Source organism: Rhodococcus sp. NPDC057529 (assembly GCF_042802055.1).
Classification (GTDB): domain Bacteria; phylum Actinomycetota; class Actinomycetes; order Mycobacteriales; family Mycobacteriaceae; genus Rhodococcus_F.
Genome location: NZ_JBHVEY010000023.1, coordinates 129,604 through 142,166 on the forward strand (window position 1 = coordinate 129,604; position 12,563 = coordinate 142,166).

The window sequence follows — 12,563 nt, forward strand, 5'->3', positions numbered from 1 at the left end:
CCACCTTTTTAGGGAACTGGCGTGTTTCGCCCCCCACCCCCCCAGTTGTGGGCCCGAACCCGACCCGAGGCGAGACGCGCCCACACCCCACTGGGGGCTGCGCCCGCGTCTCGAGAAGTGCGGGTCCGAGTGCGCCGAAACCCGTTCAGTTACCGGCAGACCGGCTCGGCAGGAAGGTGGCGATCTCCGGGAAGAAGATGAGCACCAGGGCGACGATGATCGCCATCGGAAGGAAGTATCCGGCGGCCACGAAGACGTCCTTCAGCGTGATTCGCTGACCGAGGTTGACCTGGGGGTCGCGGCAGATCCCGTGGATGATCATCGCCAGCACGCCGACCGGTGGTGCGACCATCGCCAGCTCTCCCATGAACACGACGAAGACGCCGTACCACAGGAGTGAGATGTCGAGGGCCTCCAGTGTCGGGATGAGAATCGGTACGGTGAGCACCATCGCCGGCAGCGGCTCCATGAACGCGCCGAGCACCAGAAAGACGATCATCATCAGCAGCAGGAACTCGATTCGCCCCAGATCCATGGTGGCGATCAGGTCGGCAAAGCCGGTGCTGATGCCGGTCAGCGTCATCATCCGCGACAGCGCCGCCACGCCGATCAGGAGCAGGAAGATCGAACCGACGGCGCTGACGGTCGCGACGGAGGCCTCGGTGACCGCCCGCCACGCTCCGCCGGTGCGGCGCTTCCAGATCAGCACCACGCACACCGAGGCCAGTGCCGCGACGGCTCCGGCCTCGGTCGCGGTGAACATCCCGGAGAACATGCCGCCCACGATGATGAGGATCAACACCGGAACCGGCCAGGTCTGAGCCACCGCGGTGAACCGCTGACGCCAGGTGTAGGACACCGACACCTTCTCGACTCCCGGACGGCCCACCAGTGAGGGCACGAACTTCGCGAAGAGCACGATCATGATCGTGAACAGGATCGCGACCAAGATGCCCGGACCGATGCCCGCAAGGAGCTGCTGCCCGACCGGAACTTCAGCGATTCCCGCGTACAGGACGAGCATGATGCTCGGCGGAATGAGCTGGCCGGGAAGCCCCGACACGATGACGGCGCCGATCGCCATCCGGCGGTCGTACCCTTCCTTGAGCATCTCCGGAATCGCCATCCGGCCGACGGCGTAGGTCGTGCTGATCGTCGATCCGCTGATCGCGGCAAGCCCCGAGCCGGCAACGTTCGAGCCGACCGCGAGTCCACCGGGCAACCAGCCCAACCACATTCGAGCCGCATCGAACAGCGTCACGGTCAGCCCAGACTTCCACAGCAGCAGTCCCATGAGGACGAACATGGGCACGACACTCAGGGTCCAGCTCGAGACTTCGCCGTAGGGCAGATCCGCGAAGGCGCTGACCACCGTCCGCTCACCGCGGATCGCGTACATGCCAAGCAGCGACGGAACGATCATCGTCACCGCGACGGGCACCCGCAGGAGCAGCATCACGACCATCATGACGATCGCGGTGACGCCGATCACCTGCGGTTTCAGGGGCAAGAACATTGCGACCATCGATGCCGCCAGGACACCGATCAGGACGGTGGTGATCACCCGGGATCGCCACCTCCGAGGAGCGGTCCCGGTATTCGGGTCCGACGGCTCGTGCGACGCGACATCCAGGTCGACGGTGCTGGTCACTGGATCTCCTCACTGGTGTGGTCGATGTAGATGGGGGTGTCGGAGACCTCGTCGTCCTCTACTCCCCGTATCGCTCGGTACGCCGAGCCGACGAGCAGTACGGTCATCACCGCGAAAGCGGTCGGGACCAGGAAGTAGACCGGCCAGGCCGGAACATCGGACACCCCTGCGGTCTTGGTGATCTCGTAGGCGTGGACGGCCTCGTGCATGCCGTACCACGCGAATCCCGCCGTCACCACTGCCGTGAGCAGATATCCGGCGCACAGTACGACACGGCGGGTCCGCACGGCCATGTGGGTGGTGGCGATGTCCGCCACGATGTGCTCGCCTCTGGCCTGCGCTGCAACGAAGCCCAGCAGCGCAAGGATCGGCATGTAGACGTACTCGACGATTTCGATGGTGTTCTGGATCGGACTTCCTGCGACCGTGCGCAGGATCGCGTTCGCGGTCACGTGGAGCATCATCACGACGAGAACGATGACGGCCGGTATCTCGATGACTCTCAGGAACCGGTTCGCCTTCCCGGCTATCGCACTCGATGGTTCAGCCATCCCGCACTCCTTGTGTATGAATTAGAATCCTCTGCTGCACTTCGTCCTTTGCTCGACCACCGGAGTCGAGGAAGCGCCACCGGTGCGAGGCAGAACGGATCGGGCCCCGAATCGCCGTCGGTCCAGACGCGTCGACGGGCGACGTTTCACACTCGTCGGTCCGGCGGTACGTCCGATTGCGCCTACCCGGTGCGACCGGGACTGTCGGTCGATACGACTGGAGGCTCGTTCGATTCTCTTCTGGCGTGGCGTACGACACAGTGGCATGCGCACCGCGGGCACTCCACCCTGCATTCCGAACGATGGAACGCTCTCCGCGGTGGACGCTGCCCACGCCGTGGTTGTCCCTGCATGCGAAGGGGCCGACCGCCATCCGCGTGGTGCGGATGACGGTCGGCCGTTACCCCGTCCAGGTCAGTTCCCGGACACGTACACCGGCGTCGGCGTCGGCGTCGGCGTCAAGGCAAGGCAAGATAGGGGTGATGTGCGCGTGTTCGGCGGCGCCGGCCGCCCGCGGGGCACTACGGCGTGGTCGACACGCCGCTGTTCACCGACCAGGTCTGGCCGGTGATGGTGTCGCCGCTTTCGTCCAGCAGGTAGTTCACCATGCGCGCGACGTCGTCGGAAACGGCGGGAAAGACCATCTTGCGCTGCAGCTTGTCGGCGAACTTCCCACCAATCTCGCCTGCCACGGCCTGCTTTTCGGTGACGATGTGTACGATGTCGAAGTCGGCAAGCGGACCGACCGCGACAGTATTGACGCGGACGCCGTGTCGACCCGCCTCACGGGAGACGACACGGGTCATCATCATCAGGCCTGCCGCAGCGGCACCGAAGATCGACTCGTTCGGTGTCGGAATCCGGCCGCCATCGGTGCTGATGTTGACGAACTTTCCGTATCCCGCCGGGATCATGTGCTCGAGTGCGGCGCTGAGCAGGTAGGCCTTGTTCAGCCAGTGCGCCTCGACGATCCCCGCGAAGTCCTTCGGTTCGGTCTCGGTGAACAGCTTGAAACTCTGCCCCTGCGGACTGCCCCCCGCCCCGCTCGACACCACGTGATCGATCCGGCCGTACTTGTCCACGATCTTCCCCGGCAGTGCCAGAACCTGGTCGCGGTCGAGGAGGTCGGCGACTTCGACACTCGCGTGTCCGCCCTCGGCCGTGATCTGGTCCGCCACCAGCTGGGCGCGTTCCTCGTTGTGACTGCTGACGACGACGTGGCCACCGCTGCGACCGACCATCAGGGCCGCCGCCTTCCCCAGCCCGCTGCTGGCACCGGTCACCAACGTCACGCGACCCTGAATTCCACCCATGTCGACCACTCCTTTTGCCGGCTCGAAGCCGAGCCGTCGATGACGAATCAGATCTCGCACCGCCGCTGCACATGCTGTGCCACGGACCGGAGAGCGGGTGCTCGGATCCGATCCACACAACGACAGCCAGCCAACCGATCGGCGGCTGGCAGTCCCTCCGAGGCGGGGATCTGCGATCACGCACCGGGGCGGTACCGGCCGCAGATCGGATGAGCTGCGGCTCACTGAAATCTATTCGCGCGTGATAAATTTCCCAGGTCGCGTTCCGGTCTGCGAAATCCATGTCGGGACCGCGGCCCGCTCCGCCCTCGACTTCGCGCCGACGGCGTCGCACCGCGGGTTGTCAGACCGCGAGTTGCCCGGACAGGTCGGCGCACGCTGCGGTCAGCATCGAAATCAGTGGCTCCAACCGCTCCGGCGAATTGTCGTTGATCGCCGAGATGCACAGTGACGCGGCAAATCGGCCGTCCCGGTTGTAGACGGGCCCCGCCAACGACACGACGGAAGGGTGACCCTCGCGATCCGACAACGCCCAGCCGCGCTGCGCGGTGACGTCCACCCGCGCTTCCAATTCGGCGCGATCGGTGATGGTGCGGTCGGTCACCTTCTCCCAGACCAACGAGTCGATGAGCCTGTTCCGCTCCCCGACCGGGAGGACCGCCAGGTACAGCTGACCGACGGCGGTGGCGTGCAGCAGACTCGGCTTACCCATGTCGATGTCGAGCCGAAGACCGCTCGACGAACGGACCCGGTGCACAAAGATCACCGAGTCCTCTTGCGGCAGGGCCAGGTACACGTCCTCGCGGGCGGCCTTGGCGAGATCCGACATCACCGGCGAGGCGATGTCGACGATCCGTTCGCGCGAGACGACCTGCAGTGCCAGCGACACCAGCGCGGGGCCGGGTGAGTATCGCTTGTCGTCGGACATCCGGACCATGCGGACTCGACACAGTTCCTGCAGCAGCAGGTGCACCGACGACGCCGGAGCGTCGACCGCGCGGACCAGATCGACGAGTCGTTGCGGTTCCTGATAGGCAACGATCGACTCGAGCAGCTTCGCGATGCGTCCGACCGTGCGGTTGCTCGACTCCGCTGCCACTACATCCCCCTACCGTTTGCGTTCCGACCCGTGTACGTTACGCCCTTCACTGACCTCCATGCGCACCTCCCACCCCCCCGCTACACTGCCGAGAGACCGACTCGGCGGCCCTCTGACGGGCCGTCCCCGGTTGAGCGTGCCGACAGTTCGCCGTCTCGATCCGGTTCGTGACTGTCGTTCAGTACGAGGAACTCTGGTGCCAGGCGCTACCCGGCGACTCCCTCAACTTCTGTTCGATCGCTGCGGCCGCACCCCGCAGCGCATCGACCACCTGGCCGTGGCGAGGGGGAAAGTCGCGCGCACACGCGGACAACGCCGCGATCGAGTAGCCGTTTCGGTCGAGGACGGGTACCGCTATCGCTTGCAACGACGAACCTGTCCACAGCTTGGCTGCCGCACCGGCCGCGATCCTGTCCAGCTCGGCAAGGACGTCCGGCGTGCAATCGGCTGACTCGATTGCCCTGGCACGCACTTCCCGCGTCGCGTACGCGATCATCGCCTTGCCCGATGCGCTCGACAGAGCGCAGGACCGGCCTCCCGGTGCGAGCGCGAACGGCAGACCCGCACGTCCGGTCACCGAGTTCACCACGAAGATGTCCGGGCCCACCAACACGCTCAAATGCACCGCACAGCGGGTGGCCGCGTGCAGTTCGGACATGAACGGCAACGCCAGGTCGCGCAGTCGCCTCGGCGAGGACGCCTGGGCGCCCAGTTCGAACATGCGGAAACCGAGGCGATATCCGAAGTTCGTGCGTTCGACCGCTCCTTGCGCGACCAGTTGTGCGCACAGCCGGTGCAGACTCCCCTTCGGAAGTCCTGTCCGCTCGGCGAGTCGTGCGAGGGGAACGCTCGACGTGGTGTCGTCCAGCGCTGCCAGCACCGCGAATGCTCGGCTGATCACACTGCGAGGATCCGCGCCGTCCAGGCTCGCGGATACGGTCGGGTCGAGGGCAATGGTCATGAGTCACCTGTCCAACGTTCAACCAAATTATTCAGAATCCTGAATATCTCTCCAGAATACTGCATATGAGACTTGAATCACAAGAGTTGGTCAAGAGTGCGTCAAGTCATGACCATTTCATCCCCGTCGACCACCGCCTGCCCACGCCACGCCGCCGGTCACACTCCGTCGGTCGGGGTCTCCCGGCCTTCCGCTGCCTCGACCGACGACGCACGCCGGAAGGTCCAGGTCGTGATCGCCCCCGTGTCCAACGCGGGAGAGAACGCGATCTCGCCGGCCTTCATTGCGCGCCTCAGGCGTGTCACGGCCTCGTCGAGATCGCCCTCCACCTCGTATACCGCCAGGGCGGTCTGCGGCGGCATATCACCGAGGTCCATCCCGGACGGCACCGCCTCGTAGCGGTGCGCCGCGACGAACCCCGAGACCTGGCACACATCTTTCAGATGCTCCCGGTCGTACCATTGCCGGTGGGTCTCCTCCTCACCGGCAACGGACCGCGAGAAGGTCATCACGAGGTGGAACTCACCATCGTTTCGGGACATGACAGATCACCTTTCTTTCCGTGACACGCGTGAACGCCTCGAACGGCGAAGCGCCCTGTGCCTCACACGACTACGCCATCGGCGTACAGCCGCCGGATTTCGTCGCCGGAGTAGCCGAGTTCCGCGAGCAGTTCGGCGGTGTGCTCCCCCAGGGCAGGGCCGGCGACATCCGGGCGAGGAGTGGCGAGGGCAGAGGTGCCGGACATGGCCGGTCCGAGATACTCGCACCATCCGTAGACCGCGTCCTCGTACTCGACCACCCTGCCGGCATCGCGGCTCGCGGGGTCGGTCCGCAGGCGCTGCCATCCGTCCTCGACGCACCGCTCCGCCCATACGCCGGCCTGGGACAGCATGGCAAGCGCGTTGCGCGTGGTGAGACCCGCGAACGCCGCCGCCAACTGTTCGCCGACCGCCTCGTCCCAGGTGTCGCGGGACCCGACCATGCCGCCGAGTCCGACGCTCTTGGCCAGCAACTCGGCTGCGGGGTTGGTGCGTGCCACCACCGCGATCCATCCGTCGCCGGTGCGGTACAGACTCTCGGCCGGGTGGTATCCGGTTTGCGCACTGTTGAGCGGTGCGGCACCTTGGCATTGTCCTTCGGGCGAGCGCACCAGCTCGGACATCATGAAGATTCCGGCATCGAAGAGACTGACGGTGAGTTCGACCGGGCAACCGAAACGCTTGCTCTCGTATAGCCCGATCAGCATCGCCACCGAACCGAGTGCGCCGGCACCGTAATCGACGACCGGCAGACGGTAGCTGGTCGGGGTGTTTCCGGTGCCTGCCGCTCGGTGCGCGAACCCGCACGACGCCTGCACGACGGCATCGAATGCCGACGCGCGAGCCTTGGGGCCGGTCAGCCCGTACCCCGGAGCCTCGAGGCTGACGAGGTTCGGCGCGTGTTCACGCAGCGACTCCGGATCCACCCCGAGGCGCTGGGCGACACCGGTGCGAAAGTTCTGATGGACAGCGTCGGCGGTGGAGCACAGCTTCCGGATGATCTCGATCCCCTCGGGATGTTTCGCATCGACACCGATGCTGCGCTTCCCCCGATTCCCGGATGCGAAGAAATGCGGCGACACCCGATTCGGGTCGCCTTTCGGGGGCTCGACCTTCACGACGTCGATTCCATTGTCGGCCAGCAGCTTCGACGCGAACGGCCCGGCTACGAACGCGCTGAGGTCCACCACACGCAGTCGCGCCGGATCGACGGTTCGCGTCGAGAGAGCCGCGTCGGGTCCGGCACCGACCTTGACTCCGACCGGGCTTCCGACGTACCGCCAGCCGTCCTCGGTGGTCGCGATGATGTCGTTGACGATCGTCTGTTCGTCGTCCCAGATCCGCCCCGGCGGATCGACCCGCTCGGTCGCGATACCGCCCTCGCGCAACGCGGCGAGCATCGTCTCGTGATCGATCGTCTCGATTCGCTCGGCAAGTTCGTCGAAGCGCGGGAAGAAGTAGTTCCTGGCACCACGTTCGGGGCGTCCGGCCCCGATGTCGTTCGGATCGCCGTCCCAGTCGATCCCGACGATCGAGCACACCTTGGAGACCGCACCGGGAATCCCCATGACCATGTTGATGAACTCGCCGTCCGCGCAGCGGAAGATCAGCGGGCTCACCCCTTTCGGGACCGGCCGCGTCAGCGCGGCGCCCTGCTTGTCCACCGAGAGCCAATCGGAGGTCCACCACAAGGTGGCACCGCTGTCCAACGAGGCATCTACCACGCCGCCGAGACCGGTGTCCAGCCGTTTCAGCAGGGCGGTGAACAGCCCGGCGAGACCCAGCAGTGCGGCGCCGTAGGTCGGAGCGGGGAACGCGGACACCGCGGCGCGATCGGGATACTGCTCGAAGCAGATACCCGTGCGCGCCTGGGCCAGCAGGTCGACGACCGGGTGGCCTGCACGCATCGCGTCCGAGTCGAAGTCGACCAGCACCATTCGGGGATTCGCTGCGGCGAGGTCCGCGACCGCGGGCGGTTCTGGCATCTCCGGATGACTTTCGCCTCCCACGATGCACACATCCGCACGCCGGGCCACCTCCTCGAGCCGGTCCGCACCGATCCTTTCCGAGCCCGCATGCCACGCGCGATACGCGGGATAGATTTCGTAGAACGGGTCACCGCCCGCGGGTTCGATCCTGGTGACCTGCGCACCCATGCTGCGGAGCAGGGCGACAGCCAGTGCCGGGGCCATTCCCGTTCCGAGGTCGAGAACGACGAGTTCGGACATCGATCTGAGCCGCATTCTCCGCGTCCCTTCGTCATGTTGTGAAAACGTCGCGCCACCGTCGCATCACACTGCTACATCAACCAGCATCGGTTCCGTTGAACGAAATTCACGGGACCGGGTCCCGGAACACCCGACCAACCCCGCTCCGGCAGTCCCGGTTTCGTTGACCGGAACCAGCTGCTGACCGAGCGGCCAGGCTGCGATTGGCTGCACCCGAGTGATCGGAACGATCAGTGCGGCTCGAGCGGATCCCACGAATTTCCGGTTCCGATGGCGAGCGACACAGAGCGGGAGTGCAACATGACACACAACGAACCAGGCAGCGGTGCCGTTTCCTTCGCCGGGAAGAGCGCCGTGATCATCGGTGCCGCCCGCGGCGTCGGCGAGGCGACCGCGCGCATGCTGGCCGACCTCGGCGCAACCATCGCGTGCTTGGACATCGACCTCCCTGGAGCCGAAGCCACCGCAGAGAGTATCCGGAGCGACGGCGGAAAAGCGGCCGCCTTCGCCTGCGACCTGACACAAGCCGGCAGCGTGACCAGCGCTGTCACGGACGCGGCACAGTGGGCCGGCGGACTCGACCTGCTCGCAAACGTCGCGGCGATCGCACACGTCGGGCCGATCGAGGAGATCGAACCCGCGGACTTCGCACGGGTCGTCGACGTCAACCTGGTCGGACCGTTCACCGCCTGCCGTGCCGCCGTGCCACATCTGAAGAAGTCGCAGGGGTGCATCGTCAACGTCGGCAGCCTCGCAGGCATCAAAGGCATGCCGTACGGAACTCCCTATTCCGCGTCGAAGGGCGGGCTGTTCATGCTGACGAAGGCCCTGTCGGTCGAACTCGCAAAGGACGGGATCCGAGTCAATGCTATTGCACCCGGGGGAATCTCGACAGGAATGCTCCCCGCCGGCACGTACCCCGACGGGGGCCACGACCTGGTCATGTCACGCTTCCGCACGCCCTACGGGATGGCGACCCCGGACGAGGTCGCCGCCACCATCGTCTTCCTCGCCTCCGAGCCGGCACGCATGATCAACGGCGTGATCCTGCCGCTCGAGGGCGGCGCCGCGGCGTGAGTCGCGCACCCCACACCCCCGGGGGCCACTCTTCCGCCCGCCGGTCGCGTCGACCTGCCCCATCTCACCAATCGGAGTAACCGTGTCGAATTCCCCTCCCGGGCTCATGAAAGCGTGGCGCCTGACCGAACCCGGTGGCACCTTGCAGTTGTGCGAGATCGCACGGCCACGCGCGCACGACGACTGGGCAGTGGTCAATGTCCGGGCAGCAGGGCTGTGCCACACGGACGTCGGCCTGCTCAGCGGCGAACTGACCGGTCTGATCCGTCAGTGGCCGATCACGTTGGGACACGAGATTTCGGGAGTGCTGACCGAGGTTGTCGATCCGGCGTGCCCGATTCCAGTCGGCACCTCCGTGGGCATCGCTGGCCTGTCCGGCAACACCCCCGGAGTCCACTTCGATGGCGGCTACGCCGAGCAGATCCTGATTCCCTGGCGCAATCTGGTCCCCGTTCCCGCCGGAATACCGGCATCGGTTGCGGCGGTGGCCACCGACGCGGGCGCCACCGCCTACAACGCGGTCCACGTCAGCGCCCGAATCCAACCCGGGGATCGGGTCGGTGTCGTCGGACTCGGCGGGCTGGGTATGCTCGCGGCCCGGATCGCCGTCGTCGCGGGAGCCGAGGTGTACGGCGTCGATGTCGAGACCTCAACTTTCGTGCGAGCTCGCAACATCGGGGTCACGGAGTGTTTCGAGACCATCGCGCCTCTCGCAACGCTGAACCTCGACTGCATCCTCGACTTCGCCGGGTTCGGCACCACCACCGCCGAAAGCATCGAGTGATCCAGGTCGGCCTCGGCGCCAGGGAAGCGACGATCTCCACCGCCCACCTCGTGACCAAACAAATCACGCTGATCGGGTCCGCGACCCGCCTGGTCTCGAACCTCGCCGGGGTCTACGAGCTGATCGCGTCCGGACAGCTCGAACCAGAGATTGTCGAGGTCGACTTCCTGCAGATACCCGACCGGTTGAGCAACTTCGGCACCGCAGTGACCGGCGGACATCGCATGGTCGCGGTACCGCCATGAACCAGCCTGCCGTGGCGTGCATTTCGGGTGAGATTGAACACCACCAGAGTTCCCTTCACATTCGGCGCCGGGCGAGCCACAGAGCAGCCGGCAGACGCTCTCTCTACGCCGGCGAAGCACGAACTCCGGTACGGCGTGGGATACGTGATTTGACGGTCAAGGCGAGAACGACTGGCACTCCCCGCATATCGCTCACTGCGTCAGAACACCACAATTCCGAAACTTCCCCGTTCCCGATCAGGTGTGAAACCCCATGAACCCTCACGAATATCGCCAATGGCGCCAGAAGCGCCGCGCCGCTTGCATCGAAGCAAGCCACAAACCCAAACATCCTGACACCGAGGTCGAGCGCCTCATCAAGTTCGCCAGCACGTGGGCACCATACGGGGGCGCTACCGAGGAGGAAATCCTCGTGCACTTCGGAATGACAACCCGCCGATTCATCGAGCGATTGTGGCAGGTTATCCCTGAATCGAACTGTACCCAAGACGAGATACACAGTCTCTCGGGCGCATACCCGCACCACCTGGCGTCAACGCGGCCATGACGCTCCTGAAGAACGCCGACGGCCACATCGAGGGGTTCCGTCCGGGAGCAATGGAGCCTCCGGGTTTGGTCCTGCGGTGGCTCTCGAAGCGAAACCCGCGGCATGTCGTCGGAAGAATGACCGGTTGGGGCCAAGACGGGGACTTGACTCAGTGCGCAGGACACAACCTGAATTACATCGCGGTCTCGGGGGTGCTCGAGGACGTCGGGAGCCGAGAGCGAGGCCCGATCGTGCCGTTGAACCCTATTGGAGACTTCGGCGGTGGAGAGATGTTGCTGGCGCACGGCCTCGTCTCTGCGATTCTCGAAGCGAAGAAATCCGGGCGCGGACAGGTCGTCGACGCTTCGATGACCGAGGGCTCGGCGCTGCTGATGACGATGTATCAATTGTCCGGGCGTGGCATGGGGAGCTACCAGCGTGAATCGAACATGAACGACAGCGGCTCGCATTTCTACCACGACACGCCACCGCGGACGGCAAGCATGTTGCGGTCGCGGCCATGAAGCCGAAGTCCTATGCCACTCTCCTGGGGGACTCGGTCTGGACGGGAGCGAACTGCCAAACCAGGGGGACCGCAGTCACTGGCCGACGCTACGGGCCACGTGCGCCGGAATCTTTCGTACGCGCACCCGAGATGGGTGGACTGAATTGCTGGAGGGTATTGACTCGTGCGTCACACCTGCACTTTCCATGCGCGAGGCGCCGACGCATCGACACAGCGCCGCTCGGAAGTCGTTCATTGCTGTCGACGACATCATCCAGCCTGCACCAGCCCCGAGGTTCAGTCGGACACCTGCTGGTGTAAGCAGCAAGGCGGCAGTGCCGGGGCAGCATCCGGTGGAGGTACTTCGCGAGGCGGCATTCGATTAGAAGAGTATCGACAGCTTGCTGGTATCCGGTTCGATCGCATCCACGCACGAGGAGGCCGGTGAATGAAACCCGACAGGTTCTTGCGAACATTCGATGTCCTCGACGCGCTTGCAGACGCCCCGGAGGGCATGCGCCTCACTGAGCTGAGCCAGGCGGTGGACGCCCCGGTGAGCAGTATGCACAACCTGCTACAGACCATGCTTGCTGCCGAATTGATCACCACCAGCGAGGACCTCCGGTACGCGGTGGGCCCCCGAGCCGTCCGAGTCAGCATCAAGGTGATGAATTCACTCGAAGTCCGCACCTTCGGCCGTCGTCACCTCGAGCCGTTGACCAAGACCCTGGGCAGTGATGTCTATCTGGCGGTGCGTGCCGGCAACCGGATCGTGTCGGCGGATTCAATCGGTCGTCGCAACACCTGGCTGTTGCAGTGAGCATAGCTGCTCGGCGAAGACCTCGGCCGGGGTTCGCCAGTCGTGGATCTTGCGGGGCCGGTTGTTGACCGCCAGGGCGACGGCCTCGAGGTCCTCGGCGGACCACCTGGACAGATCGGTGCCCTTCGGGAAGTACTGGCGCAGTAGGCCGTTCGTGTTCTCGTTTGTCGGTCGTTGCCAGGGCGAGTGCGGGTCGGCGAAGAACACTCTCGTGCCGGTATCGAGGGCGAACTGGGCATGACCGGAGAGCTCCTTCCCGCG

Annotated in this window: 14 protein-coding genes; 6 read left to right on the forward strand and 8 right to left on the reverse strand. The window is 65.3% G+C overall.

Features of this window, described 5'->3' with window-relative positions; translation table 11 throughout:
- Positions 1-145 precede the first annotated feature (145 nt).
- The 7 genes from ACFU5V_RS34260 to ACFU5V_RS34290 form a co-directional block, all read right to left on the reverse strand.
- On the reverse strand, positions 146-1,651 hold the full coding sequence (locus ACFU5V_RS34260; protein ID WP_378704695.1) for a TRAP transporter large permease: 1,506 nt from the start codon (positions 1,649-1,651) through the stop codon (positions 146-148).
- Positions 1,648-2,202 (reverse strand): TRAP transporter small permease, encoded by a 555-nt coding sequence (locus tag ACFU5V_RS34265; protein ID WP_378704698.1) that lies wholly within the window; start codon positions 2,200-2,202, stop codon positions 1,648-1,650. The genes ACFU5V_RS34260 and ACFU5V_RS34265 overlap by 4 nt, the downstream gene beginning before the upstream one ends.
- 521 nt (positions 2,203-2,723) lie before the next feature.
- A complete protein-coding gene (locus ACFU5V_RS34270) occupies positions 2,724-3,515 on the reverse strand; it encodes an SDR family NAD(P)-dependent oxidoreductase (RefSeq protein ID WP_378704701.1) in 792 nt (263 codons plus the stop codon).
- A gap of 343 nt (positions 3,516-3,858) precedes the next feature.
- Positions 3,859-4,614 carry an IclR family transcriptional regulator gene (locus ACFU5V_RS34275; protein WP_378704703.1) on the reverse strand — a complete coding sequence of 252 codons (756 nt, stop codon included), beginning with the start codon at positions 4,612-4,614 and terminating at the stop codon, positions 3,859-3,861.
- A 178-nt stretch (positions 4,615-4,792) separates the two neighbouring features.
- A complete protein-coding gene (locus tag ACFU5V_RS34280) occupies positions 4,793-5,575 on the reverse strand; it encodes an IclR family transcriptional regulator (protein ID WP_378704706.1) in 783 nt (260 codons plus the stop codon).
- Between the two features lie 158 nt (positions 5,576-5,733).
- The gene (locus ACFU5V_RS34285) at positions 5,734-6,117 is read right to left on the reverse strand and encodes a hypothetical protein (RefSeq protein WP_378704709.1); all 384 of its coding nucleotides are present in this window, start codon (positions 6,115-6,117) and stop codon (positions 5,734-5,736) included.
- A gap of 62 nt (positions 6,118-6,179) precedes the next feature.
- The gene (locus tag ACFU5V_RS34290) at positions 6,180-8,345 is read right to left on the reverse strand and encodes a CoA transferase (protein WP_378704711.1); all 2,166 of its coding nucleotides are present in this window, start codon (positions 8,343-8,345) and stop codon (positions 6,180-6,182) included.
- A gap of 300 nt (positions 8,346-8,645) precedes the next feature.
- On the opposite strand from ACFU5V_RS34290, the gene ACFU5V_RS34295 reads away from it, so the two are divergent.
- From ACFU5V_RS34295 to ACFU5V_RS34320, 6 genes are all read left to right on the forward strand, one after another.
- Positions 8,646-9,422, forward strand: a complete 777-nt coding sequence (locus ACFU5V_RS34295) for an SDR family NAD(P)-dependent oxidoreductase (RefSeq protein ID WP_378704714.1) — start codon at positions 8,646-8,648, stop codon at positions 9,420-9,422.
- 82 nt (positions 9,423-9,504) lie between these two features.
- The gene (locus tag ACFU5V_RS34300) at positions 9,505-10,206 is read left to right on the forward strand and encodes an alcohol dehydrogenase catalytic domain-containing protein (RefSeq protein WP_378704715.1); all 702 of its coding nucleotides are present in this window, start codon (positions 9,505-9,507) and stop codon (positions 10,204-10,206) included.
- Complete coding sequence (locus tag ACFU5V_RS34305) at positions 10,203-10,451, forward strand: hypothetical protein (RefSeq protein WP_378704718.1); 249 nt, start codon at positions 10,203-10,205, stop codon at positions 10,449-10,451. Before ACFU5V_RS34300 ends, ACFU5V_RS34305 begins: the two co-directional genes overlap by 4 nt.
- Positions 10,452-10,994: 543 nt before the next feature.
- On the forward strand, positions 10,995-11,501 hold the full coding sequence (locus tag ACFU5V_RS34310; RefSeq protein ID WP_378704720.1) for a CoA transferase: 507 nt from the start codon (positions 10,995-10,997) through the stop codon (positions 11,499-11,501).
- Between the two features lie 52 nt (positions 11,502-11,553).
- Positions 11,554-11,868, forward strand: coding sequence for a CoA transferase (locus tag ACFU5V_RS34315; RefSeq protein ID WP_378704739.1), 315 nt, complete (start codon positions 11,554-11,556; stop codon positions 11,866-11,868).
- A gap of 62 nt (positions 11,869-11,930) precedes the next feature.
- Complete coding sequence (locus tag ACFU5V_RS34320; RefSeq protein WP_378704723.1) at positions 11,931-12,302, forward strand: helix-turn-helix domain-containing protein; 372 nt, start codon at positions 11,931-11,933, stop codon at positions 12,300-12,302.
- Here the strand turns inward: ACFU5V_RS34320 and ACFU5V_RS34325 are convergent.
- Positions 12,267-12,563: IS30 family transposase (locus ACFU5V_RS34325; protein ID WP_378704726.1), on the reverse strand; the 297-nt coding region annotated here is incomplete at its 5' end. The two genes, ACFU5V_RS34320 and ACFU5V_RS34325, sit on opposite strands and share 36 nt — an antisense overlap.